The following is a 24486-nucleotide window of genomic DNA, read 5'->3' as shown; positions in this document are numbered from 1 at the left end:
CGCTGGGGGTAGTTCGGTGCGAGGTCCTGGATACCGGGCAATGCCTTCAGGTGAGTCTCGACCAAGCGGAACTCTCCCGCGCAGCACATCTGGGGCACGTGCAGCAACAGAGTGGAAATGGATTGGTTTGTATCGATCATGCCCAGATTAGAAACCTTGAAGCGACTGCAAGGTCAAGCCATATAAGTTGACATTCCAGAGTGCCCCTACGGGTCGTGTCCTGCCGGTGCTATAAGCCAGAAGCGGTCCCTAGAGCTTTTCCATCGGCGACTGCTTCAGGTAGTTTCCTGCCGGTGGTCAGTACACGCAGGCCAGTCATCGAATATCGAAATGATGGTCAATAAAGGCCAGCGCCTGCATCCGCCAGCCTCTCGCTCGAACGTACGTGACATCACCCGCTCATCCAGTCGCTTAACGCAATGCATCTTGGTCTCCACTAGACTGCGTCGGTGATACACCTTATTTAAACCCATCAGCACGAGCACACCCATGGGTTGCTGGAACATAGCCATGAACACGAACATGATGAGCATCATCAGCATGTCCATGAGGATGGGCTGCCGGCAACCGGCAAGCACGCGCATTTGCACACTCATGAGCCCATGACTCACACTCATGAGCATTTCCCGGACATTCATCATCAGCACGACCACAAACATTGACTATTTATTGCGCTTTTTCTCTTGAATACCCTTGGCGGATGATCCGCGGACAGGAACGCAATCCGGCCCTATGCAGTCACTCAATTGAAATGCACCAACCTCCCTTTGGCTCGGTTGTGTGAGTTGAGAGATCGGTAGAGCAATCATTTAGCCAACTGACGCGTTGGCAAAGTAGTCAGCGATCAAGTTATCCTGCACTGTGGCGTTCCACAATAAAAAAAGCCTATCGAAACACGATAGGCTCAAATAATATCATTATTTTCTAGCACCTTTCTTCAAAAAAGAAAATATGGCGCAAAGTGAAATAAATCATAATACAATCTATTATTATTCAATAGTCATATCTTTCTACACATCCTAAAAATATCCAAATCAGAATTATACAAACTGGAATTTACCTTTAGCAGCCCTAATACAGAGTGGAAATAGTTATCATGATTAATTCTAGACCCAACATCTATAAGACTACTGCACCCCTCTATACTTAGGTTATCTCTCTTGAAATTCTCCGAAAACCAAACAATCCAAGGAATTTTCTTCTGCGCGTCCGGCGCAAAAGCGTATGGAAGTCCATGGAGATATATGTTTTTTTCACCCAATGACTCACCGTGATCCGAAACATACATCATGGCGGTTGACCTATCAGGGTATGTCTCCTTTATCCAATCAATTGTATTGGAGATAAAGTAATCAGTTTCTCTAATACTGTTGTCATAGGCATTGACAAGCTGATCCCGACTACAGGTTTGTAAAGCAGAGGATTTGCACTCAGGGAGGAAACTCTTTCTATTTGATGAAGATCGCTTGTAGTAAGCTGGACCATGGCTTCCCATTTGATGAATTAAAACTACTGTCCCCTTAGAATTTTTATTTTTCTGAGAAGACTCAATTTTATTTCTGAGCTCATCTAATACCACTACATCAAAGCAAGCATCATCATAGCAATTGACGTCATCTTTGATTACTTTTTGAACCTCTGTTGTAACCCTCGCGCACACACCTTTGCAGCCTGATTGATTATCAATCCAAACCACATTCAGATCTGCTTTCTTTAGAACATCCAACAAATTCTCGTAGTTCTCCTGGCGGTCAAAAAAATCGTCTCTGCCTAAGTGAGAAAACATGCATGGCAACGATTCTGCTGTGCTTGTTCCGCAAGACCATGCATTCTTAAACGATAAAATATCATTGCGCGTTGACAATAGAGGAGTAGTATCTCTTGAATAACCATTTATCCCTAAGTGATCTGATCGAGCAGTTTCTCCAACGATAAGAATTAATAAAGGATCTTTTTCGCTGTCAACGTAAGATCCCTCGCCGATCTGAACCAATCCCTTCGACTCCGTCTTCAGAGAATCCCCAATTTTCTTAAAGACAGCATAGCCACTGTTGTAAGGGTTAATCAAGTAGCGAATATCTTTATGATTTCTCATGACTGACGAGAAAGTCTGAAACGACAAAAAAAGACTTGTAACTGACAATAAAACCCCTAAAAAAATCATGACCAAACGCTGAATAACCAACCTCCCCAAGGGGGGCTTATGAAGCTTTATACGCCACAAAAACCACAATGGTGGAACCGATAGCATCAGAATCACAGCAATCATTTGCGTATTAATAAGATCTGACGCTTCACGAAAGTCTGTTTGCAGAGTATTGGTTATCATGTTGGAATCAATTACGATCCCATATGCTTTCATAAAATAGGCGCACACAGCGGCACTTACAACATAAATACTTATTATTGGCTTTAACAACCACCCCCAAGCCAAGAGAGAAATAGAAGCAATATTTAGACCGACTAATATAAAAATAAAAGAAATTATGAAATAGAGATTAGAGTTTTCATTAATATCAGATATTCTCATCCACAGATAGAAATTTGATAGTACCGCAATCCATATACTAGCCCACAAAATCATGCGCTCTGATTGCATGTTAGGAGACAGAAATATGCTAATTATTTTTTTTAGTGAGTTCATTTAATGATTACTACTCAACAAAGATAATATCAAATCAAAGCGACATCGATCCGGTTTTCACACGAGGCCTCCATGCTAGAGACCAAAATGCTCCCCTCAATGACAATACGATTACATTTTTGTCATTTAGGAAGCAAAAAAAAGCGTGGATCATGTTGCCATGATCCACGCTTGAGAAGTTATTAAATTACCCGGCCATTGCTTGGTTGCGAGCTTCGCGTTGAGCTGGTGTTTCGTTTTTTACTTCGTCGATAACTTGCTGACGAGTTTTTTCAGAGGCTTGGCTCTTGGCTGCAGCGGGATAATTTCCTGCACGCAGTCGGTTGTCTCCGCCATTGCGCACAGCCTTTTCGGCTTCTGCTCGTACTTGGTCACGACTTTGGGAGCTCTTGAAGTGCTCAGGATATGTTTTTACACCTGCTTCATTATTTGCGGGATGCCAGTATGTGTCAGCAGCTGCGACGCCAGGCATTGCCAGAACAGTTGCCATTGCAGCGGCGGCAGTGAAAGATGCAAAAATATTACGGTTCGCCATTTATTACTCCTTGAGTGAATTGATTGTCTTCTCTATCTGGAAAGTAGACTATTCAGAGAAGATGGCTCAAGTGTAGAAAATGCTCCCCGACATAGAACCAACAGGAATGTGACAATGCTGTCATATTAGATATTGTTACAAGAAAAAAGCCATGACCTTAAAGATCATGGCTTTCAGAAGAAGTGCTTTCGCACTAGGCTGGATTTACCGAAGTGGTTTCCTCTGCTTGCTCTTGCTCCGTCTCGGAGAGGTCTTTGCGATGTATCAAGCTATACAACAATGGCAGCACAAGAAGCGTTAGCAGTGTTGATGACAGAATTCCACCAATCACCACTGTGGCCAAGGGGCGTTGAACTTCCGCTCCAGTACCCGTTGCAATGGCCATCGGGACGAAACCCAGCGACGCGACCAAAGCCGTCATCAGAACAGGCCGCAGGCGGGTCAAAGCGCCTTCAGTTACGGCCTCATACAGGCGCTTGCCTTCTTCGCGCAGAGATCGGATGTAGGCAATCATCACCAAGCCATTGAGGACCGCCACACCTGACAGTGCGATAAACCCGATCGCAGCCGAAATGGATAGCGGGATACCACGCATCCAGAGCGCCAAGATGCCGCCTGTGAGAGCAAATGGAATACCTGTAAATACGATGAGACCATCGCGGACATTGCCGAACATAGCAAACAGCAGCACGAAGACCATCAGCAGTGCCGCCGGCACCACGATCATCAAGCGCTTTCTAGCCGACTCCAGGTTTTCAAAAGTCCCGCCCCAGCGAGTCCAATAACCCGAAGGAAGCTGCAAAGATTCGAGGCTTTGTTGTGCCTCCGTGACGAAGGATCCAATGTCACGTCCACGCACATTGGCGCTGATAACGATGCGACGCTTACCATCCTCTCGGCTTACTTGGTTAGGACCTGGTGCGATATCAAAACTGGCGACTGCGGACAGAGGCACAAAACCCACTCGACCGTCGGTACCTCGCGGCAGCGCAATAGGCAGTCTCCCGATGGCCTCCATGTCGTTGCGCACGTCTTCTGGCAGACGAACCTGTATGTCAAATCGCTTGTCTCCTTCAAACACAGTTCCAGCTTCACGACCGCCGAGTGCCGTACTGATTGTGTCTTGCACATCCCCCATGTTCAGCCCATAGCGCGAAGCTTTCTCACGGTCAATTTTCACGGTGAGCATAGGCAGTCCTGTAGTTTGCTCAACCTTGACCTCTGAGGAGCCAGAAATCTTCTGCAGCATCGCCGCGACAGCTTGTGCATTCTTCTCCAGCACAGTCATATCGTCGCCGAAGATCTTCACGGCAACATCACTACGCACCCCAGAGATCAACTCGTTAAATCGCAGTTGAATGGGTTGGGAGAACTCGAAGTTGTTACCAGGAACCTTATCCGCAGATTCTTGGATAGCTGCCAACAAGTCTTCTCGTGTACGCGCGGGATCCGGCCACTCAGACTTGGGCTTAAGCATGATGTATCCATCCGAAATATTCGGAGGCATCGGGTCAGAGGCAATTTCTGCTGTACCGGTTCGAGCGAACACGCGGTCAATCTCAGGGAAGTCTTTCTTCAGAGTTTTCTCGATCTGCATCTGCATCTCGAGGGACTGCGTCAGACTGGTACCAGGAATGCGCAACGCCTGGATTGCAAAGTCACCTTCATTAAGGTTTGGAGCAAATTCACTACCAAGACGAGTTGCAAGCAGCAGGCTCAACACCACCGCCACACCTGCAGCAGTGAGCACCACAGCAGGAGCACTCATGACGCGACGCAAGGCTGGAGCATAGACATGTCGTGCCCAGACCATGAGGCGATTTTCCTTCTCTGCAACCTTATTGCCCATGAAAAGAGCAATCGCGGCAGGAATGAAGGTAATGGATAGCAGCATTGCACCGACAAGCGCGATAACCACTGTCAGCGCCATGGGGTGGAACATCTTGCCCTCCACGCCCGTGAGCGCGAAGATGGGTAAGTAGACCACCATGATGATCAACTGCCCGAACAGCAATGGTCGACGGGCTTCCTTAGCCGCAGCAAACACTTCATGGAAGCGCTCACTGCGCGTTAAGGAGCGTCCACGTGCTTCCTGTGCGTGAGCAAGGCGACGCACACAGTTCTCCACAATCACCACGGCTCCATCAATGATGATGCCGAAGTCCAGAGCACCCAGACTCATTAGGTTGGCACTGACCTTGTACTGCACCATGCCAGTGAAGGTAAACAGCATAGACAGCGGGATGATCAATGCTGTGATCAGTGCTGCGCGTAGATTACCGAGGAAAAGGAAAAGGATGACGACGACCAAGGCCGCACCTTCAATCAAGTTCTTCTTGACTGTCGCGATCGCTTTGTCGACGAGGTTCGTGCGGTCGTAGACTGTGATCGCTTTTACACCCTCGGGAAGGCTACGGTTGATCTGCTCCATACGGGCAGCCACCGCTTGCGAGACAACGCGACTGTTCTCCCCGATAAGCATAAAGACTGTGCCAAGCACGACCTCTCGGCCGTTATCAGTGGCGGCGCCAGTGCGAAGCTCACGACCCAAACCGACCTCGGCCAAGTCTCGAATGCGTATTGGCTGTCCCTGAGCGGAACCCACGATCACTTCGCGGATGTCCGCAATACCAGAGACCTGGCCAGGAGCTCGAATCAAATACTGCTCACCCTGGCGCTCGATGTATCCCGCTCCCACATTTGCATTGTTTCGCTCCAATGCTGCAACGAGGTCTGCAAGCGTGAAGCCATAAGATGCCAGCTGTTCGGGGCGCGGTGAGACCAGATACTCTTTGGCGAAGCCGCCAATAGAGTTGATTTCAGTGACTCCAGGAACATTTCGCAGCTGAGGTTTGATAACCCAGTCTTGAATCTCGCGAAGATCCATAGCGGTGTAAGGCGTTCCATCGGCCTTCTTCGCGCCGTCCTCGGCCTCCACGGTCCACAGATAAATTTCTCCCAAGCCAGTGGAGATAGGCCCCAATGTGGGGGTTACGCCTGGCGGGAGACTATCACGCGCCTGTTGAATACGCTCATTGACTAGCTGGCGTGCAAAGTAGATGTCGGTGCCATCTTTAAACACAACCGTCACTTGCGACAGACCGTATCGCGACAACGAGCGTGTCTGCTCCAGATTCGGCAAACCAGCCATCACCGTTTCAATTGGGTAAGTGACGCGCTGCTCAGTCTCCAGCGGTGAATAGCCGCTGGCTTGCGTATTGATCTGAACCTGAACATTGGTAATGTCAGGTACAGCATCAATAGCTAGCCGTTGATAGTTGTAGATGCCCAAAGCCGCAAGGGCCAGAACGGCGACCATAACCAGCCAGCGCTGCTCAATGGCAAATCGGATAATACGTTCGAACATTTGCAGCCCTTGCTTAGTGTGCGTGCTCAGCTGTAGCTTTGCCCAGCTCCGCCTTAAGCATGAAGCTGCCTTCAGCCACATAGGACTGGCCTGGCTTCAGCCCTTCAAGAATTTCTGTCGACTGGGTATCAACCCGGCCAACGCGCACCGGCTGCGCTCGGAAGCCGCCCTTGACCGGGACAAAGACAACGCTGTTCTGCCCGTCCACACGCTGGATCGCACTAGAAGCTACAGCAACAGGCACCTGCTGCGACGAGGCGGTCAACTCCACGTTGACAAATAAGCCTGGGCGCCAGACGCCGTCGGGGTTTTCCAATGTGATTCGCGCAGGAGCTGTACGGGTCTCCTGTCCAATCAGAGCTCCCACGTAAGCCACTGTCCCAGTGGCAGATGAGGAGAATGCAGTCGCCTTGACAGTTGCTTTTTCCCCAACCTTCACGGCAGGCAAGTCAGATGCTGCCACCCTCATCTCGGCCCAAACAGAGCGAAGATCAGAAATCGTGAAGACTTGGGTAGTGTCCTGAACAGCCTCACCAACGGCCAGATGCTTTTCGACAATCACTCCATCAAAAGGAGCACGTAGTTCAAATTTGTTTAGCGCGCCGCTGCCTCCACCGGCACCGTTAGCAGCTAATTTTTGTTGAGCGTTCGAAACTGCAATTTCTGCCTCGCGCAGTACCTGCCTTGCCTGCAAGTAATCCTGCTCAGCGGAAACTTTCTCTTGCCACAGCTGTTGCTCACGGGCATAGCTAGTACGGGCCAACGCTAAGCGTTGGCTCGCCGCTTGAAGTTCGCTTCGTTGCTCAGAGACAGCCGCGCTGCTCAACACAGCCAGCAATTGACCCTTCTTGACCACTTGACCCAAGTTAGCAGGTACAGAGTCCACTACTCCAGGTACACGAGGAACAACGTGAGCGGTTTTGTCTTCGTTAAAACGTATTTCCCCTGGCAGCTGCAATACCGAACGAACGGCTGCAGAGCCAGCTTCTGCAATACGGATCCCTGCAGCTTGCATACGCTGCGAATCCATTGGGATCAACCCTTCATCGTCATCGTGCGCCCCTTCAGCCTTGTCGTTAGTGGCTGACTTGGCTCCCTCCTTTTGCTCTTTCTCATCATGGTGCTCGCCATCGGCGTGCCCCTTCTCATCTTTGTGATCGCCACTTTGTTTATTGTCATGATGCTCTGTGTCTGCGTGGCCAGCAGCCTCCGAATGCCCTCCTGCACTGGGCGCATTGCTACTGTCTGGACCACTTCGCAGGATTAGTGCCGCAGAAAGAGCACCTACGACCAAGATTGCAGCAATAGCAATCTGAGTACGGCGTGCCCCGAATGGAGTTGGTTTTGTGTCGTTCATATTGATGATCAGTGCAAAAAATTACTTGGCTGTCGTGCCCAACAAACGCTCGATATCTGTCGACGCACGATGTGTTGCCAACAGTTGGTCCAGATACTGACTGCGCACGTCGAAAAGAGAGCGCTGAGCGTCTAGCACGTCGAGATAGCCAAACTTTCCTAGAGCAAAACCTTTGCTTGCCGCCTCATATGCAATCTGTGCGGTCGGCAGCACTCGTTCAGAAAGTTGTACGGCCTGCTTGCGACTGGCTTCCAGTGTTTCTCGAGCTGCGTAGAGTTGAGACTGAAGTTCCAAGCGAGTAGCGAGCAACCGCTCCTCAGCTTGATCAGCAAGGCGCAAAGCCTGCAACTGGTTTCCTCGATTGGTATCGAGCACAGGCAAGGGAATGGATACACCAACAACAAGCTGGTTGCCTGTCTCTTGAGCGCGCTTCATACCCAAACTCACCGTGGGATCAGGAATTCGCTTTGCACGCTCCAGATCAGCCGTCGCACGACTCTGTTCAACCGTAAATCGAGCTTGCTGAATCGAAGGCGACTGCTCCAAGCGACTTTGAAGACTCCCGATATCCGGCACAGGAGGCAACGCATCAAGTTGGCCTTGTGCATCACCAAATACAGGTCCTCCTCCTCCGATAAGGGCCTGTAATTGTTGACGAGCAACACGTTTTGCAGCCTGAGCCTGTGCTTGTTCCAATTCGGCACTGGATTCAGCTACGCTGGCCCGATTGGCCTCTAACGGTGCAGCCTTGCCCGCCGCTACGCGCTTTGATGCAGCCTCCCGCGCGCTTCGTGCGATGTCCAGAGTTTGGCCAGCAAGGACTTCACGCTGCTGAGCAACTAACAACCCAAAGAATGCGAGGCGGACATCTGCTACCAGGTTCGCTTTGGCTGCATCCAATTCGGCCTCAGCCACATCTCGGCCACGTGCTGCAGCACGCATGCGTGCATCTCGCTTGCCGCCGATTTCCAGCATTTGGTTCCATTGCACCGTAGTGGTACGTTTATCCCTACTGGTATCCTCTTGGGAATAAGACAGTTCAGGATTTGGCCTTGCCTTGCTTTGTAGAACGGCCCCATCACTAGCCTCAAGTCCACGTTGTGCAGCGCGCAGACGAGGGTGTTGATCAATGGCTCTCTCGACTGCAGTGTCCAGTGTCAGAGGTGTGAGAGACGCCTTGTTGACAGAAGTGTCTTGCGCGATGGCTGCTACACCAGTCAGAGCCAAACTGGTGAACAACAAAGCATGACGCAACGCATCAGCAACTCGGCTGGTGCGATGAGACGACGAAGAAATCATTGTTGAAACTCCTACCCGAGCAATCTATCGTCTGCCGGGCGTTACTGTGCCCGTGAGAGGAATCGAAAGCGAGTGGGCGGAGCCACTCTAATGAAATGCCCCCCTCACCATCCTGACAGGCAGATGACAAATTTGTCATTTTCAAAATGGAAGGGCCTATCTGAGAATAGGCGGCATGAAAATTCTTGTTGTAGAAGATGAGATCAAGCTCGCCGATTACCTCAACAAAGGGTTGGCGGAAGAAGGTTTCACCGTGGATGTAGCCCATAACGGCATAGATGGCTTGCATCTGGCCAGCGAAATGGACTATGACCTCATCGTGCTCGATGGAATGCTGCCAGGGATAGATGGCCTAGCCGTACTTGCCGCCCTGAGGCAAACGAAACAAACGCCTGTGCTGATGCTGACTGCTCGTGGTCAAGTGGAAGATCGCGTCAAAGGGCTACAAGTCGGTGCCGATGACTATCTGGTAAAGCCATTTGCATTTTCTGAGTTGGTCGCTCGTCTTCATGTTCTGTTGCGACGGAGTGGCCCCAGCGTCACCCAGACAGCTGTAGAAGCAACGACTTTACGCTTATCTGACTTAGAGTTAGACCTAATTCGCCGTAGAGCTACCCGAGCAGGCCAAAGACTCGAACTCACAGCAAAGGAGTTCAATTTGCTGAGCCTTCTGCTACGCCGTCAAGGCGAAGTGCTATCTCGAACAGAATTAGCATCTCAGGTCTGGGACATGAATTTCGATAGTGAAACCAACGTGGTAGAAGTTGCTGTTCGACGCCTGAGGCTTAAGCTGGATCAGCCTTTTGAGCAACACCTCCTGCACACCGTTCGAGGCATGGGTTATGTGCTCGAATCTCGACCCGCATGAGCAACACACAAGCCCCACATCTAGCTCAAAGGTTATCCCGCGCCTTGGCTCTCCAAACTATTGTTGGCCTCGGACTGGTATGTATTGCAGTCTATTTTGTAATCTCATTTACTCTGTCGGAGCGCCAACAAGACACCCTAGATCACAAGAAGACGGCCATTGAGCACTTGCTTGGTGAGAGCCGCGGAGTCCACTCCCCCGAAGCGTTGAATCACATGCTTAAGGACTTCCTGACGGGGCATGATGAATTGTCTCTACGCTTGGCTCCAACGTCTGGCAACAATGCGTTTGAGCTCCTACGTCAATCTGAAAATGACGAACGGGTGGTCACGCGCAGTTTTCCTGTGGAGGTTCCCACCGTTAGCGGCGGCGTGCAACCCATGCAAGCGCTCCTATTGCTGGACCGCAGGCCAGACGATCGTCTGCTTAATCGATTGGCTTGGACCTTGGGCATTGCTGCTGTGACAGGGGCCTTGCTTGTTTCTTTAGCTAGTACATGGCTTGTTCGTCTAGGTCTCAAGCCATTACGTCTGTTGGTAGATCAAACGCGAAGCCTGTCCGCACAAGACTTACATCGACGCTTGGACGATAGCCATCAACCTCAGGAGCTTCGGCCACTGATCGCACAGTTCAATGCGTTGCTCGACAGACTAGCTGTGGCCTACCAACAGATGGAGGCCTTCAATGCCGACGTAGCTCATGAGCTAAATACGCCATTGACAACACTGATCAGCAGTTGCGAGTTGGCACTTCGTAAGCCTCGTAGCGCCGTTGAGCTTCAGGACGTTCTAGCCTCCAACTTAGAGGATCTCCAGCGTATGGCTGGAATCGTGGCAGACATGCTGTTTTTGTCACACGCAGATCGCGGCACCGAAGCTCGGCGAACAGCGGTAGTAAACCTTTCCGAACTTGCATCCGAAGTCGCAGAATTCTATGAAGCTGTGCTCCAAGAAGCACAGCTTCAAATTGTGATTAACGGAGATGCAGCGATAGCTGTGGACGCACGTCTGGTTCGTCGTGCGCTATCAAACCTTCTCGGCAACGCTTCACGCTATGCAGAACCTGGCTCCACGATCACCATCGAGATTGCACAGAGCAAAGACGAGTTTCAGGAGAACCATCGCGACAGCATCAGCATCGCTGTCATCAATCGGGGAGCGGGGATCGACCCAGTTCATTTACCGCGCCTCTTTGATCGCTTCTATCGTGCCGATGCGTCTCGTGCCCATGCAAACCTCAATCACGGCCTCGGTTTAGCCATCGTCGCAGCCATCGCGCGTATGCACGGCGGGGCTACTTTTGCGACTTCTTCAAATGGCATCACAAAGGTCGGAATAATATTGCCCCTAGGCAACTCTGTATAAGTCGCAAACTTATGTGATTGCGCATAGGTTCGTGAGCCTATCTATGCAGACAGAAGCGATCGATTGAGTGGCCTGCTCCTGGCCGGTAGCGTTCGTGAATACATGAGCCAGGAAGCGGACTCCACCATACGCGAGCCCATCGAAGAAATCAGATGTCGACGAGGTCCACGAACTCGTTCTGACAGCTAGAGGTTGTCGTTGAACAGTTGCTGAACGAATGGCACATCCGCCGCCAGAGCCGGGTCGGCTGACTAAGTTCTGGAGCGTGAGGGAAGACAATCAGCTCATAAAACAAAGGCAAACCACGCTCAGCCCAACGACCGAGCATGATCACGAGCATACGCAGCCAGTGCGCGCGCTGGCTTGCCTGTCAGCAGCTGAACGTGATCTATGACGGCGGAAGTCCATCCTGCTCGGACGGGATGGAAGATGGAGGCTAGGAAGTGCGCGTAATCGCTCGGCACGCCGACGCCGGTGAGCCCGTCGACGAAGGCCTGGTCATCGACCGGCGTGTAGCGGATCGGCTTGCCGATGGCCTCTGACAGGATTCGTGCGGCCTGCGCATAGCTGAAGGCTTCGGGCCCCGTGAGGTTGAAGGCCTGGCCATCGAAACGGTTTGTGGTCAGCGCGGCGGCGGCGCTGTCGGCGATGTCTCGCACATCGATGAAGCTCGATTGGCCCTCTGCGGCCGGCACGGCGATCTGACCGTGGTCGATGCCCGCCTTCCAGTAGGTATGGAAGTTGTCGGCGAACCAGTTGGGACGCAAGATCACGAAGGGCGTGCCGGATTGCTCCAGCGCGATCTCGACCTGCCGGTAAGGGATTGCGTCGTCCGCATCAACGCCGAACACGCTCTGGAACACCACCTTCACGCGGCGCTGGGCCGCCGCCTGGATCACTGGCAGTAGCAGCTCTTTCGCGTTGACGTAGCCGGATGGCAGCATGACATAGGCTCGGTCAACGCCATCGAACGCAGACGCAAAGGTCTCGGGACGAGCGTAGTCGAACACCACACCTTCGGCCCCAGCCACGGCCTGGCCGGTGCGGGAGGCTGCCTTGACCTGCTCACCTTGGGTGTGCAGGGCCTGGATCAGGGGACGGCCAACATTGCCGGTGGCACCGAGGACAAGAATCTTCATAGACATGGAAGCACTCCTTATTGGTTACCTAAAGAAACTAGGTTTCCCAATGTAATTGGCAGTAGAATTCGGTGCAAGAAGGCACTTTTTGCTCACCTAGTTCCTGCTAGGTAACCCCCCATGAATGCGATGACCATGCAAAGGCCCTACAACGTCTACGAAGATCGATGCCCGACCCGCCAGGTGCTGGACCGTTTGGCCGACAAATGGGCGCTGCTGATCATCGATCGCCTACAGCACGAACCAGTGCGCTTCAATCAGCTACGCCGGGACATTCAAGGCATATCGCAAAAGGTACTGTCGCAGACGCTGAAAAAGCTGGAGCGCGATGGCCTCCTGACCCGCAGCGTCTTCGCGACGGTGCCGGTTACCGTGGAGTACGCGCTGACGGACCTCGGGCAGTCGCTCAATCAGACGGTCTCCACTTTTGCACATTGGGCTGAGCAGCATATGGACGCAGTTCTCCTCGCGCAGGCCAAGTACGACGAAGGCCCCATCTCGACTCCTCGCGAGTGAGCGATCCGGGATCGCAAAGTCCACACACAAGAAACCGCATTGGGCCGGCATTATTCCGCAGGTGTACTCATAAGCGAGCCTTCGAACTCGTACGCGACAAAGCGCCCATTCGAGTGAGTCGTTCTGCGGGTAAACAGCTGTTAAGGGCTGACGGCGTTCAACGACTGGTGCTGGCGATTGCCGCCGATGTCGTCACAGTTGGTTGCCTAATGGTCGTCGTGGCATGAGGTCAGCGAGCAATTTGATCCAATGTTCCACGAGAGCCTAATTGCAATTATTAGCTTCGAAGAATGATTGATCTAAGAATGCTGCATTTAAAGTATCCTTCTGCATTTTCGCCCACTTGGAACCAACTCTAATAGCATCTCTTTCTTGAGACGAAGCCGTTGAAAAGAATATTTTCTCTTGCACCTGTATTTTTTGAAGCAGTCGTCTTAGTTGTAGTGACCTTGCGCGAAAAGATCCCTCATAGATCGAGCTATCTTGAGACTTTGACAAATATAGATTTGATGCCATATCGAGGCAACTCATTGCATAGGAGTTTATCGCGGGAATAGCCCGCGGCTCTGAGAGCTTTCTTTTCGCAATTAGAATATTTCTTTCCAGAACCAAACCCCACGGCCTAATGATAACTGCAATGTTCATGGACAATGCTTCAAGCTTCGTCAGACCAAAGGCTCTTGCCAACCGAAGTCGCATCGCTAACACAGGGGAAACACGTTGAATCTCCAATATGACTGCTTGTGCTTCTTCTTCCTGCCCAATAACGGGGAGTACGAAGGAACTCAATAAAGCTTTTGCAAATGAATCTCCTTTACCAGCAGACGAATGAAGCAATTTCATGCCGTTTGCCATCGTTCCAACATCAAAAGATTCGCGTAAAATAATAATTCCAAGACACCGTTCTGCCTCAGCACTTCCTTGTTTAGCGGCTTTTTCTAGACAAAATCTTGCCATTGTGGGATTAGCCACCGAGCTACGATAATCTGAACAAATCCTGAATAAATGAAGCCAAGCGATGGGCATACCGGCATCGCCACAACGCAACAGTAAAGCAACAGATTTTCTGAGATTTTGGGATCGAACAAGTCGATTAGCTGGTAGATGTCCGCATGGATATCCGGCCAGTGATCTTCCCAGAAGATGGCAGGCGTTCAGATCTCCATTTGCAGAACAGCGCTCCAGGCTTTGCTCTATAAGACTCGTGGGTAAGGAACCCAAATCATGCTTATACTTTTCCGCATAGGCAACGATATCGCATATAAGCTGATGTAGCGCTAGATCAGGTGAAACAGATAAGCGAACCTTTGAAAGCGTAGAGATAATCTTTATGCTTACGTCTAGTCGATTTTCATCTAGCTCTGACCTTGCCTCACTTGCTACTATACAAGAGACGTCACCAGGATCTAGAACTTGAATTGCTTGCAAGGAGTCCAATATCCTCCCAATAGATAATTCTTGAGGAATATTTATCTCACTTTGCTCAATCAATTTTACATTACATCTCCTCAACCAATATGCACCAATATCTGGCTCACAACGAAGAAAGTGCCAAGCAGATAATTTTAATTTTGCTATTTCATCTACCTCAGCAGCTCTTTTTAAAAAAATAATTAAATCTTCGTCAACAATCTCCCTGAGCGAAAGATTTTTTGCAAAACAAGATGCAATTCGACCATGGTCTTTTGGAATAGCCAAGCGCAGATAATATATTCCTATATGAATATTCTTTGCTATCGCTGCTGACCCCCTTAAATAGATTTCGCCAAGTTTCAAGCAGGCCTCTATATCCCCCGCTTTAGCGAGCTGCCTTAGCCGCAAATCCTCTCTCCGCATCATATCCCCCGGAATTTCCACAATTTATCTACAAAATATCTGACCTACTTTCTTCAAAACATTAGCAAACTTTTAATGACAAATTCCACTCAAAGAAATTACATATTTGTAATTTTCGAGAGCTTATATTCTTTAAAACCTGTAGGGATAAATTTTTCTCAGCGAGATGTTGGTAATGAGGTTCATGAAGTCAGGGAATTTGCCACTTTGACTTGCGCAAACCTCACCATTCCTTTTCACTCGGCGATATTTTTGAGCGCAGAACCTACGATTCCTTTTGATGTCCATGAAGGGCATCTCCTGACCGTATTCTTAAGGAAATCTACATGAAATGTAATCATATCGTTGCGTTATCTCTGGCGACCGTCGCTGCCAGCGCAAGTGCACAGTCGTCCGTCACTATGTTCGGTATCCTCGACGTAAACACGCGTTATGTGAATAACAGCAATCTTCCAAGCAACCTGACCATGAATAACAGTGGCCTGTCTTCTGGACGCCTGGGTTTTCGTGGAGTGGAAGATCTTGGGGGAGGTTTGAAAGCTGGCTTCTGGCTCGAGTCTGACGTGAACGCCGATACAGGTACTTTCAGCTCAACAGGAAAATTTTTCCAGCGCCGCTCAACAGTCAGCCTGATGGGGAATTTTGGTGAAATTCGTCTAGGCCGTGACTTTTCGCCTGCTTCACAAAATGCAACGAAATATGACCCCTTCAACGTGATCGGCTTGGCCGGCTCCAACATTACCAGTCGAATGCCAGGAACATTCGCATCCTACTACCGGCATGACAATGCCATCCAGTACTTCTCGCCAAAGTTGGCTGGCTTCCAAGCGGAAGCGATGTACGTATTGGACGAAAATCCACAAAGCAGTGTTGGTCGTCACATGGCGGGTCGTTTGGCCTATGACAATGGTCCTCTGAGCCTCTCGGTGTCGTACGGTACAACCAATGTCAACACCTCAGGCGCGAAGCTCAATCAGTATGGCGTGGCTGCATCGTATAACTTCGGCGTTGCCACTCTGATGGGCTATTTCCAACGCGATAACCTGCCCTATGGAACCTATGGTTCTCGGGTTTCAGGCTCTGAAGATCGCTGGCAAATTGGTGTGACAGTGCCTGTTGGTAAGGACTACATTCGAGCATCCTATGTACGAACCGACTCGCGTAGTGGCCCCGTTGACTACAACCAAAGTGACGCAAACAAGTTCGCAATCGGTTACGTACATAACATGTCAACGCGGACGGCCGTTTATGGAACTGTCGCTCGTATCACAAACAAAGGCGGCGCTAATTTCAGCTTAGCTGGCGGTGCGCCTGGCCTGGCGGGTGGTGGTAATTCAACTGGCGCTGAAGTCGGCATTCGACATACTTTCTAATAGCGAATGCTAAATTTTAAGAAATATATATGAGAACATATTTCCTGTTCAGATTGTAAATTTGAATAATCTCTAGAGCATAAAAAATGCCATGAAGTTTTCACTTCATGGCATTTTTACTTGAAATAACTACTTAACGGGACTTAATGCAGATGGATTCAGCAAGCAGGATCTCCAGTTCCAAGACCGCACACTCACGCTCAATCCATTCGGCAACCTAAGGCAGTTATTGTTAGTAGCAATTGCACCATTCCGATATCCGGTAGTAAAGGCAAGCCGAACATGCATCTAAAAATCTATCAAGCTTGAGGGCAGCACCCAAAAATGTATAGTTGCGCTTTCATATATCGCTGATCTGAGTCAGTCGCAACATGCCATTTCCAAGCTTAATACTCATCCGCGAACACTGTTTAGATCGACCGCGGCTCGTGATTCTTCGATAATATTTACAAATATATCATATCTCTGATTAATATGATTCTATAGAATCAGGTATCGGAAGATTTGGATTTACCCAAATATAATCTGGTGAAATAAAACTACGAGAAGAATCGTAGCTATTCCATTTCATCGCCATTAGATCTGCCATAGTCCATGCTAGCCAGTCTGCTCTAAATGGTCGTTCGGATAATTTTCTTGAAACAGAATCAGGTGTACCCGATGTCCAAATTATTGCGGGAATTTTGTAGCCTGACGCTGTACCTGGACTGTGTCCGACTTTGTTTGTTTGATGTCCAACCTCCTGCCCATGATCAGACACATACAGGATAGATCGGTATTCATCGGCAGTATTTACAGGTTTCCTTAATTTCTCGAAAACAGATGAAACTACACTGTCTTGATACAGGATTGCAGAGTCATAATCATTCCTGAAGTCTTGGACCCACATTGATCTATCCGCAGCTGACATCTTCTTTGAAATTTCATCATCTGGGAATTTTGCCTGATCTTCAGGAAACCTGAGACGATAGTGAGGATGTGCCCCCAGCATATGCAAAACTATCAGTTTTTGAGGATACGGATCCTGCAGAGCACTTTCGTACGAAGGCAACAACACTTCATCAAGAGAATTGCTCGATCTTCCAGGTTTATTATTCTCCATATAAACCACGTCAGCCATTGACGCGTGCTTTTGATTAATAGCAATATCATCGTGATTACTTATCCACCAAGTCTTATAGCCTGCAGTTTTTGCAAGAGCAATGATATTTAACTTCTTGTCGGAGTCGACTGGACTGAAGTTCAACATGCTATCTATAGCTGGGATGGTAGTTGCTTCCGTTGACCAGGAATTTTGTACAACAAGGAACCTATCGCCTAAATTTTTCTGAAGACTCTCGAGCATTGGCGTTGTATTTCTTTTGTAGCCGTAAATACTCATGTTGTCGCGATTTATGCTCTCCGTTATAACAAGAACGATTGTTGATTTTCCATCTCTTTGAATTGAAGGGCGCTCATCTTTTGCCGAATTCAATGAAGCCAAACGCTCTTTTTCATAGAATTTCCAGCTATTTTTTGTGACCATCACCGATTTAGAGAAATTTGACCAAAATATAACGGGATTTATTTTTCTCCAAGGTTTGCTGAGATAAGAAACTGCGGAAATCAATATTATGATAGATAGCGCTATTATCTCAATTTTGGATAATTTAGATTTTTCCCTAGCTCCTTTTCGGGAAAACCAAAATGCCACACCAGCCGCGATCGTGAAAATTACCGTTGACGCACCGAAGTCTCGAATATGCGTGGCTAGATAACTACCAATCTCAGCATTATTTGTATTGGCAATGGCACTTATCACCATAGTGCTGTCCGGTGCAGCACCGTACAGGGAAATGAGATGTGCCCGAATTGCCGAATCTAATAGAAAAGTAATAACAACTGCCCACACCAATAGTGATCGAATTAAATTATTTTTCGAATCTTTAACTGGTATGAGCAGTAATAACAATGCGGGAACTAGAAGAATACTTACCTGTAATATCTTCCTTCCCTCATAGCCCAAAGACGCAAACATTATCTGCATCACGAGCAAGAAAGTAATAGAAACCCAAATCTTGGAGCTATCGCTAGTTCCTTGAATGAGTAAATTAAAAGCTCTTTTAATTAGATGAAATTTCAGCTTTTCTTGGGGTATTTTCGCGCTCATACAGGTCCTAATATCCCTAGTCCCAACAATGAAATTGGAATCTTCATAAGGGAGAGGAACTCTATGTGCCCAATACCGACAGAAGTCTGACTTTCTGATTACATTTCAGTAATCAGGTTCTGTGCATCGCAGATTACAGAAATATCATTTTGCAGACCATATTGCGTAAAGTAGATTTCGGTACATTTAAGTCGTCAGGTAGTAAATAGACCTTGACATTCTTCAAATACCCCGAAAAGGACACCTCGTCATGAACACTAAGCTTGCAATTTTGGCTTCGATTATGCTGTCTTCTGCCACTGCTTCGATGTCTGCATCGGCAAATGAAGGCAATCTCACAGGTCGATCGCAAAGTACAACTGCAACGTCGCTCGAACGTACCACCTCAGCCGTTCGCGATGTAAGCCGAGCTTACGGTCAGCTTGGTTCTGCCTCCCAAGTTTCTCTCGTAGTCGATGTCACACGGAACAATCAGTACCTCAATCTTTTTTGCGGAGAAACTGTTGCCTTTACCAACGGTAAGGAACAATTTATCTGGAAGTTTGATGGCGTAGGACATCGCCCTGTAGAGCTCGCGAAGATTGCACCTGCGAGCTTTGGCAATAGCACATTGAAGATCTACGTTTCAGAGAACGAAATCGAACGCTCGTGATCAGTCTTCTCGGCACGCAGCAGTAGCAGACCTAGAGGTTCAGTATCGCTTCTTGGCCTCGGAAATCACAGGTCTTCCTAGTGCGTGCCGTGTATGTGACGCCGCGGATGAGTAGAGGCGTTGCTCGTCGCTGAACCCGACTCCAACTCCGAAAGAATGCCGCATTCTGCAAGTGGACGGGAACTGCTGCAATTCGCACGAATGCTATTGAGCTCAGCCACCAACGCGTTCAGCTCGTGGATGCGGTGCATGACATGTTCTATGTGTTTGTCCAAAAGAGGGTTGACATCTGAGCAGTCTTCAGCCGTAGCCGCACGTAGCAACAGCAGTGCACGTACTTCATCGAGCGTCATATCAAGTGACCGGCAACGTCGGATGAAAGCAAGCTGGTCCACATGCTCTTGCGAATACATACGGTAGTTGTTCCCAGCTCTCGCAGCAGAGCGCAACAAATTTTCCCGTTCATAGAAGCGGATCGTCTCAACTGTCGTCCCAGTGATTTCAGCCAATTCACCAATCTTCATGGGTCCACCTCGAGATGAGTTGACTCTATACCCACTTCAGGGTTTTTAATTGCCGCATGGTCAACAGGAGATCGAGTATGAAGCACCCAAACATTGAAGACAACACGCTTAGTACCGCTGCCACGGATTGCTGCAGCTCATCCACAGTGACGAGGCCAGCCCCCCTGAACCGGGGACTAACTTACCACATTCCAACGATGGACTGCGCGGGCGAGGAAGCCGAGATCCGGCGCGCTTTGGAACCTATAGCGGGTATCCGCGGCCTTCGATTTCAGCTATCGCAGAGAACGCTCACCATTGACGCAGATGCAGATGCCCTTGCTGCTGCTTTGCTGGTGATCGCTGAAGCAGGCTTTGAACCCAAACTCATTTCACCCTCAACGGCGGATGCAAGCCACTCTACAGGAGATGGTCACGACCATGAGCTTGTACGTGGCACAACTCAAAAGTTAGTCGCTGCACTTGCTCTTGCCATAGCTGCCGAAGGCGTGGGCTACTTTGCTCCAGAAACCATGGCATGGAAAATTGCTGGCTTCGCAGTTGCCGCAATTGCGATCTGGCTTGCGGGCTTTGACGTTTACAAGAAAGGGTTTGGAGCACTTCGCCGTGGCAAGCTCAACATCAACGCGCTAATGACCGTTGCCGTGACAGGTGCGTTTTTCATCGGTCAATGGCCTGAAGCAGCAATGGTGATGGCGTTGTATGCCATCGCGGAGGCGATCGAAGCACGAGCAGTCGATCGAGCCAGAAATGCCATTCAAGGTTTGCTTGCAATGGCACCAGAGCAGGCTTCTGTTCGTCAAAGTGACGGTAGTTGGGCAACAGTTGCAGTCGCACAAATCGAAGTCGGATCAACCCTACGGGTGAAACCAGGCGAGCGAGTGCCCATGGACGGGGTAGTTCTTACTGGCCAAACCAGCATCAACCAAGCTCCTGTAACTGGCGAGAGCATCCCAGTTGATAAATCAGCTGGTGACCAGGTGTTTGCAGGAACGATCAACGAGTCAGGTACCTTTGAGTTTGAGGTCACAGCCCTAGCCTCTAACTCAACGTTGGCTCGGATTATTCACGCGGTTGAGCAAGCACAAGCGACTCGAGCCCCGACGCAAGGCTTCGTGGATCGATTTGCTGCCGTTTACACACCTGCCATTTTCGTCATTGCCGTAGTCGTTGCATTGGCAGGTCCATGGTTGCTTGGCTGGACATGGATGCAGGCCATCTACAAGGCACTAGTTCTGCTGGTTATTGCGTGCCCCTGCGCACTTATCATTTCCACACCAGTCACCATTGTCAGTGGCTTGGCTGCCGCAGCCCGCCGTGGTGTTCTGATCAAAGGGGGTATCTACCTGGAGGAGGCACGGAAGCTCAAGGCGATTGCACTCGACAAGACAGGAACAATCACTGAAGGCAAACCACGCCTCGTTGACTGGTCGCTCGTTGACCATTCGATCAGCATTGAAAAAGCCGAGTCCGTCGCTGCAGCGCTCGCCGGCCATTCCGATCACCCTGTCTCCCGCGCCATCGCTGCAGGCTTGAAACCCAACAGCGCAAGCGTACAGAATTTTACGGCGCTAGCGGGCAGAGGAGTTCAGGCCGAACTGGATGGAACAGTCTATGTCCTTGGCAACCATCGCTTAATAGAGGAGCGAGATCAGTGCTCTGCAGAGCTTGAAGCAACACTCAAACAACATGAGGAATCTGGACGTACCGTCACTTTGCTTGCAGATCCTGATCGAGTTGTTGCCTTGTTTGCCGTCGCCGACACGATCAAGGGATCCTCTCGTGAAGCGATAGCAGCATTGAAGTCCTTAGGCATCACTCCAGTGATGCTAACTGGAGATAACCAAGCTACCGCGTCGTCCGTTGCTGGTGAAGCAGGCATTGACCAGGCACGGGGCAATCTATTGCCGGAAGATAAGCTGGTAGCCATCCAGGAGCTTCAAAAACAGTATGGACTGACGGCGATGACCGGTGATGGCATCAATGATGCTCCAGCTCTAGCGCAAGCAGATGTGGGTGTCGCAATGGGTGCTGCAGGTACGGACACAGCAATGGAGGCTGCAGACGTCGTTGTGATGAATGATGACTTACGCAGGATCGCTGAGACAGTGAAGCTGTCCCGCTCCACCCACTCGATTCTGTGGCAAAACATCTCACTAGCCCTTGGCATCAAGGCTGTATTTCTCGTCCTTGCGGTGTTCGGGAATGCGTCCATGTGGATGGCGGTGTTCGCAGATATGGGTGCAAGCCTTCTGGTTGTCGCCAACGGATTGAGGTTGCTCGGAAAAGTCCCAAAGTCCCAAGGTGAGTAACGATTTTTTAGAGCGCAACAACTTAGATTGTGAGGATTGTCATGAGCTTCTTTGAACGTCTACTGGGGGGTCATCACCGATCTGATGACCATCATGGAAACAAGCACCGTCAGAAGGCGCCAGCCACCTGGAATGATCCAGGAAGACCTAGCGCGATCATCTGCCCGAGTTGCAGAGCACAGAACTCGCCCCAAGCTAGGTTCTGCCAGCAGTGTGGGAGCGGCCTCGTACCAGCAGCCTGCAATGCGTGCGGAGTGCAGATGGCTCCTGGAGCACGGTTTTGCTCTAGCTGCGGCAAGTCTGCCTAACCTATCCAGCCGCAGGGAGCGCTGAACATCGAACAGATGAAGCAGCGCCTCCTTCGAATAACTGAATAATGTCGAAAATGTAATCTGCCAGCCAGTTAAATGACTGAATAGTGTCAAAAATGTAATCTTGCTCAGAAGCTAAATTAGCTACCATTGAGTCTTCGAAATTTGCCGAAAAGTCCTATGGATTCTCTCAAATTTGAGGATGCCGCTCTATATCTTAGAGTTAAGAGAATGGAAGTATTGGCAAGCAATATTGCGAATGCTGACACTCCTGGCTACCAAGCCAAAGATATAAACTTCAGAGCTGCGCTCGAAGAAACTCAAAGGCAAATGTTGACAGTTCAGTCAACAAATAAGACTCATCTTGGAAATATAACTTCAGCATCAATTGATCCGCAAATAGCCTACCGTCCTGTTTCTCAAAATTCTTTGGATAGAAACACGGTGGATCTTGATCAAGAGAGAGCGTCATTTACTGAGAATGCCATTCGGACGCAGTTCGCTATGAATCAAGCTGTCGATGAATATGTGGAGATGGGAAGAATGCTATCAAACTTAGTTTGATTCGCATAATTTCTATTTTAATGAGCGCGTAGCAATGTGCTCATTTTTTTGTCCATTTCAGAAAAGTTCCCTCCGTTTCGGAAAGTGGCCTTAGAGTCACTTCTGCAGTAATTCATAGCACTAATTACATATAAACAATGGCAAATTTGCGCCATGCTACACTCCGATAAATCTAAGTTCATTAAGCATCACCTAGTACTTCCACTCATCGCTTTAACACTCCCCTTTTTATATTTCATGTTTTTAGGAGGCGACAGCTTTGTCGCTACAAAAATATATGCTTTACAGGGTGGAGAATGGGCACTGAACGATCATTGGGTAACAAACAATCTAATTCACAAAGGTGGGAAGTATCTAAGCACGCTGACTGTCGTTGCCGCCATAATACTTTATATGTATCTGCTAGTCTCTAGCAACGACCAATATATTAAATGGCGAAAACCATTTGTTTACCTAATTCTTGCCAGTTTAACTAGCGCAACCTTAGTAAGCCTTCTTAAAATTATTACGAACATGGATTGTCCATGGAACTTAATACAGTTTGGGGGGGATCGACCTTTCGTTGGCCTCATAGAGATGAGACCTCGTGAAATGGAAAATGGAAAGTGCTTTCCGGCAGGTCATGCAAGTTCCGGATATGCGTGGGTTAGCCTATATTTTTTCTTTAGAATGACTATCCCAAAATATCGTTGGCTGGGGTTGTCTTGTGGCCTCTTTACAGGATTAATTTTTGGCATATCCCAACAATTAAGAGGCGCACACTTCGTTTCTCATGATATTGCCACACTCTCTGTTTGCTGGATAACAGCTTTGCTGTTTTATATAGCATTCACCAAAAATACAAATCGACTTTAAATATTATGAAAGATACCGATAAAATTGAAAAATTCAATAATATTCAAAAGCATCGAACCGGACTATCCAGATTACTTCATGCTTCAAAGTACTCATGGACCGGAATCAAAGATGCTTGGCACGAACCTGCATTTCGCCTAGAGACAAAGTTATTTCTATTATCGCTTCCACTTTCACAGTTCGTTGGAGGCACCTTGATGGAAAAATTACTCCTGATTTCTAGTATCTGGTTGCTAATGGTCGTTGAGGTGATAAATTCAGCCATAGAGTCAACAATTGATAGAGTAGGACTTCAATATCACGAACTATCCAGAAAGGCAAAAGATTTAGGTAGCGCCTCGGTTTTTATGACAATAATATTTTGTTTAGTTGTATGGTCCTCAATTGCCATAAAGAACCATATTTGAGTTTTCCTAGCAATAAAATTTAATTACACCAGTACACTGCTTTGATCGATGATGGATGTGCGGTTGCTCATTGACTTGTCTCTTGAATATCTGGACATCGCCTAGTCAATTAACAAGCTCTCTCGTTTCGACTAGGCCACTACGACCACAAGCACTCTGCACTGTCCATCCCTTTTTGAGGAATTCTCTGCAACTAGCGAGATGCCAAAATTTGATAAGAACAAAAAATAGGTCTCTGATTTCGTTCTAATCCTGAATTAACTCAGTTCTTATCGTCAATGAGCTTGAATATGAAAATTGAATAGTTACCCATCTTTTTTCAAATCAACAAGCCAAAATCCTAATAGTTTTTTAGTAATTTGTCGCTCCTCAAAGCAATTTTCAGGAGCAACAACGAGCCCCACTCCACGTAAC

General features: G+C 48.8%; 20 protein-coding genes. 10 read left to right on the top strand and 10 right to left on the bottom strand.

All coding sequences use genetic code 11. The annotated features are described in order from the left end of the window. Positions 1-275: 275 nt before the first annotated feature. The 6 genes from AAIL66_RS20090 to AAIL66_RS20065 all read right to left on the bottom strand — a co-directional run bounded on the left by AAIL66_RS20090 (position 276) and on the right by AAIL66_RS20065 (position 9202). Positions 276-659, bottom strand: a complete 384-nt coding sequence (locus AAIL66_RS20090; protein ID WP_343497582.1) for a hypothetical protein — start codon at positions 657-659, stop codon at positions 276-278. A gap of 341 nt (positions 660-1000) precedes the next feature. Beyond that, entirely contained in the window at positions 1001-2599 is a 1599-nt protein-coding gene (locus tag AAIL66_RS20085; RefSeq protein WP_343497581.1) for a phosphoethanolamine--lipid A transferase, read from the bottom strand. A 232-nt stretch (positions 2600-2831) separates the two neighbouring features. Next, positions 2832-3179 carry a DUF4148 domain-containing protein gene (locus tag AAIL66_RS20080; protein ID WP_343497580.1) on the bottom strand — a complete coding sequence of 116 codons (348 nt, stop codon included), beginning with the start codon at positions 3177-3179 and terminating at the stop codon, positions 2832-2834. Positions 3180-3372: 193 nt separating this feature from the next. Beyond that, a complete protein-coding gene (locus AAIL66_RS20075; protein ID WP_343497579.1) occupies positions 3373-6546 on the bottom strand; it encodes a CusA/CzcA family heavy metal efflux RND transporter in 3174 nt (1057 codons plus the stop codon). Between the two features lie 13 nt (positions 6547-6559). Continuing rightward, the gene (locus AAIL66_RS20070; protein WP_343497578.1) at positions 6560-7903 is read right to left on the bottom strand and encodes an efflux RND transporter periplasmic adaptor subunit; all 1344 of its coding nucleotides are present in this window, start codon (positions 7901-7903) and stop codon (positions 6560-6562) included. Positions 7904-7924: 21 nt separating this feature from the next. Then, positions 7925-9202, bottom strand: a complete 1278-nt coding sequence (locus AAIL66_RS20065) for a TolC family protein (protein WP_343497577.1) — start codon at positions 9200-9202, stop codon at positions 7925-7927. Positions 9203-9377: 175 nt separating this feature from the next. Here AAIL66_RS20065 and AAIL66_RS20060 point away from each other — a divergent pair, with 175 nt between their 5' ends. After that, the gene (locus AAIL66_RS20060; RefSeq protein ID WP_343497576.1) at positions 9378-10070 is read left to right on the top strand and encodes a heavy metal response regulator transcription factor; all 693 of its coding nucleotides are present in this window, start codon (positions 9378-9380) and stop codon (positions 10068-10070) included. Continuing rightward, entirely contained in the window at positions 10067-11434 is a 1368-nt protein-coding gene (locus AAIL66_RS20055; RefSeq protein ID WP_343497575.1) for a heavy metal sensor histidine kinase, read from the top strand. Before AAIL66_RS20060 ends, AAIL66_RS20055 begins: the two co-directional genes overlap by 4 nt. A 308-nt stretch (positions 11435-11742) precedes the next feature. Here AAIL66_RS20055 and AAIL66_RS20050 read toward each other — a convergent pair whose 3' ends face one another. Further along, the gene (locus AAIL66_RS20050; RefSeq protein WP_343497574.1) at positions 11743-12579 is read right to left on the bottom strand and encodes an SDR family oxidoreductase; all 837 of its coding nucleotides are present in this window, start codon (positions 12577-12579) and stop codon (positions 11743-11745) included. 114 nt (positions 12580-12693) lie between these two features. Between AAIL66_RS20050 and AAIL66_RS20045 the strand changes: the two genes are divergently transcribed. After that, on the top strand, positions 12694-13089 hold the full coding sequence (locus AAIL66_RS20045) for a helix-turn-helix domain-containing protein (RefSeq protein ID WP_343497573.1): 396 nt from the start codon (positions 12694-12696) through the stop codon (positions 13087-13089). A gap of 264 nt (positions 13090-13353) precedes the next feature. Here AAIL66_RS20045 and AAIL66_RS20040 read toward each other — a convergent pair whose 3' ends face one another. Beyond that, the gene (locus tag AAIL66_RS20040) at positions 13354-14865 is read right to left on the bottom strand and encodes a hypothetical protein (protein ID WP_343497572.1); all 1512 of its coding nucleotides are present in this window, start codon (positions 14863-14865) and stop codon (positions 13354-13356) included. A 135-nt stretch (positions 14866-15000) separates the two neighbouring features. Here AAIL66_RS20040 and AAIL66_RS20035 point away from each other — a divergent pair, with 135 nt between their 5' ends. Next, complete coding sequence (locus AAIL66_RS20035) at positions 15001-15255, top strand: hypothetical protein (protein WP_343497571.1); 255 nt, start codon at positions 15001-15003, stop codon at positions 15253-15255. Beyond that, a complete protein-coding gene (locus tag AAIL66_RS20030; RefSeq protein WP_343497570.1) occupies positions 15252-16298 on the top strand; it encodes a porin in 1047 nt (348 codons plus the stop codon). The genes AAIL66_RS20035 and AAIL66_RS20030 overlap by 4 nt, the downstream gene beginning before the upstream one ends. Positions 16299-16767: 469 nt before the next feature. Here the strand turns inward: AAIL66_RS20030 and AAIL66_RS20025 are convergent, their stop codons facing one another. Then, on the bottom strand, positions 16768-18447 hold the full coding sequence (locus AAIL66_RS20025; RefSeq protein ID WP_343497569.1) for a sulfatase-like hydrolase/transferase: 1680 nt from the start codon (positions 18445-18447) through the stop codon (positions 16768-16770). 250 nt (positions 18448-18697) lie between these two features. Here AAIL66_RS20025 and AAIL66_RS20020 point away from each other — a divergent pair, with 250 nt between their 5' ends. After that, the gene (locus AAIL66_RS20020; RefSeq protein WP_343497568.1) at positions 18698-19099 is read left to right on the top strand and encodes a CzcE family metal-binding protein; all 402 of its coding nucleotides are present in this window, start codon (positions 18698-18700) and stop codon (positions 19097-19099) included. 77 nt (positions 19100-19176) lie between these two features. Here the strand turns inward: AAIL66_RS20020 and cadR are convergent, their stop codons facing one another. Beyond that, positions 19177-19623: a Cd(II)/Pb(II)-responsive transcriptional regulator gene (gene cadR, locus AAIL66_RS20015; protein ID WP_343497567.1), complete on the bottom strand. Its 447-nt coding sequence runs from the start codon at positions 19621-19623 to the stop codon at positions 19177-19179. Between the two features lie 77 nt (positions 19624-19700). On the opposite strand from cadR, the gene AAIL66_RS20010 reads away from it, so the two are divergent. The 4 genes from AAIL66_RS20010 (at position 19701) to AAIL66_RS19995 (ending at position 24072) form a co-directional block, all read left to right on the top strand. Continuing rightward, entirely contained in the window at positions 19701-21935 is a 2235-nt protein-coding gene (locus AAIL66_RS20010; protein WP_343497566.1) for a heavy metal translocating P-type ATPase, read from the top strand. A 491-nt stretch (positions 21936-22426) separates the two neighbouring features. After that, complete coding sequence (gene flgB, locus AAIL66_RS20005; protein WP_343497565.1) at positions 22427-22810, top strand: flagellar basal body rod protein FlgB; 384 nt, start codon at positions 22427-22429, stop codon at positions 22808-22810. 153 nt (positions 22811-22963) lie between these two features. Beyond that, positions 22964-23665, top strand: coding sequence for a phosphatase PAP2 family protein (locus tag AAIL66_RS20000; RefSeq protein ID WP_343497564.1), 702 nt, complete (start codon positions 22964-22966; stop codon positions 23663-23665). A gap of 5 nt (positions 23666-23670) precedes the next feature. After that, positions 23671-24072 carry a diacylglycerol kinase gene (locus AAIL66_RS19995; protein WP_343497563.1) on the top strand — a complete coding sequence of 134 codons (402 nt, stop codon included), beginning with the start codon at positions 23671-23673 and terminating at the stop codon, positions 24070-24072. The last annotated feature ends 414 nt before the right edge of the window (positions 24073-24486 follow it).

It is taken from the genome of Comamonas sp. F1-6 (assembly GCF_039581415.1).
GTDB classification, from domain to species: Bacteria; Pseudomonadota; Gammaproteobacteria; order Burkholderiales; family Burkholderiaceae_C; genus Comamonas; species Comamonas thiooxydans.
Note: the sequence above shows the minus strand (reverse complement) of the source record. Positions and strands in the feature narration are given on the sequence as shown.

What these genes read in the sequence shown, in the direction of transcription:
- AAIL66_RS20090 (WP_343497582.1), bottom strand. Translation starts at nt 659, where the DNA reads ATGTTTGTGGTCGTGCTGATGATGAATGTCCGGGAAATGCTCATGAGT.
- AAIL66_RS20085 (WP_343497581.1), bottom strand. Translation starts at nt 2,599, where the DNA reads ATGCAATCAGAGCGCATGATTTTGTGGGCTAGTATATGGATTGCGGTA.
- AAIL66_RS20080 (WP_343497580.1), bottom strand. Translation starts at nt 3,179, where the DNA reads ATGGCGAACCGTAATATTTTTGCATCTTTCACTGCCGCCGCTGCAATG.
- AAIL66_RS20075 (WP_343497579.1), bottom strand. Translation starts at nt 6,546, where the DNA reads ATGTTCGAACGTATTATCCGATTTGCCATTGAGCAGCGCTGGCTGGTT.
- AAIL66_RS20070 (WP_343497578.1), bottom strand. Translation starts at nt 7,903, where the DNA reads ATGAACGACACAAAACCAACTCCATTCGGGGCACGCCGTACTCAGATT.
- AAIL66_RS20065 (WP_343497577.1), bottom strand. Translation starts at nt 9,202, where the DNA reads ATGATTTCTTCGTCGTCTCATCGCACCAGCCGAGTTGCTGATGCGTTG.
- AAIL66_RS20060 (WP_343497576.1), top strand. Translation starts at nt 9,378, where the DNA reads ATGAAAATTCTTGTTGTAGAAGATGAGATCAAGCTCGCCGATTACCTC.
- AAIL66_RS20055 (WP_343497575.1), top strand. Translation starts at nt 10,067, where the DNA reads ATGAGCAACACACAAGCCCCACATCTAGCTCAAAGGTTATCCCGCGCC.
- AAIL66_RS20050 (WP_343497574.1), bottom strand. Translation starts at nt 12,579, where the DNA reads ATGTCTATGAAGATTCTTGTCCTCGGTGCCACCGGCAATGTTGGCCGT.
- AAIL66_RS20045 (WP_343497573.1), top strand. Translation starts at nt 12,694, where the DNA reads ATGAATGCGATGACCATGCAAAGGCCCTACAACGTCTACGAAGATCGA.
- AAIL66_RS20035 (WP_343497571.1), top strand. Translation starts at nt 15,001, where the DNA reads ATGACAAATTCCACTCAAAGAAATTACATATTTGTAATTTTCGAGAGC.
- AAIL66_RS20030 (WP_343497570.1), top strand. Translation starts at nt 15,252, where the DNA reads ATGAAATGTAATCATATCGTTGCGTTATCTCTGGCGACCGTCGCTGCC.
- AAIL66_RS20025 (WP_343497569.1), bottom strand. Translation starts at nt 18,447, where the DNA reads ATGAGCGCGAAAATACCCCAAGAAAAGCTGAAATTTCATCTAATTAAA.
- AAIL66_RS20020 (WP_343497568.1), top strand. Translation starts at nt 18,698, where the DNA reads ATGAACACTAAGCTTGCAATTTTGGCTTCGATTATGCTGTCTTCTGCC.
- cadR (WP_343497567.1), bottom strand. Translation starts at nt 19,623, where the DNA reads ATGAAGATTGGTGAATTGGCTGAAATCACTGGGACGACAGTTGAGACG.
- AAIL66_RS20010 (WP_343497566.1), top strand. Translation starts at nt 19,701, where the DNA reads ATGAAGCACCCAAACATTGAAGACAACACGCTTAGTACCGCTGCCACG.
- flgB (WP_343497565.1), top strand. Translation starts at nt 22,427, where the DNA reads ATGGATTCTCTCAAATTTGAGGATGCCGCTCTATATCTTAGAGTTAAG.
- AAIL66_RS20000 (WP_343497564.1), top strand. Translation starts at nt 22,964, where the DNA reads ATGCTACACTCCGATAAATCTAAGTTCATTAAGCATCACCTAGTACTT.
- AAIL66_RS19995 (WP_343497563.1), top strand. Translation starts at nt 23,671, where the DNA reads ATGAAAGATACCGATAAAATTGAAAAATTCAATAATATTCAAAAGCAT.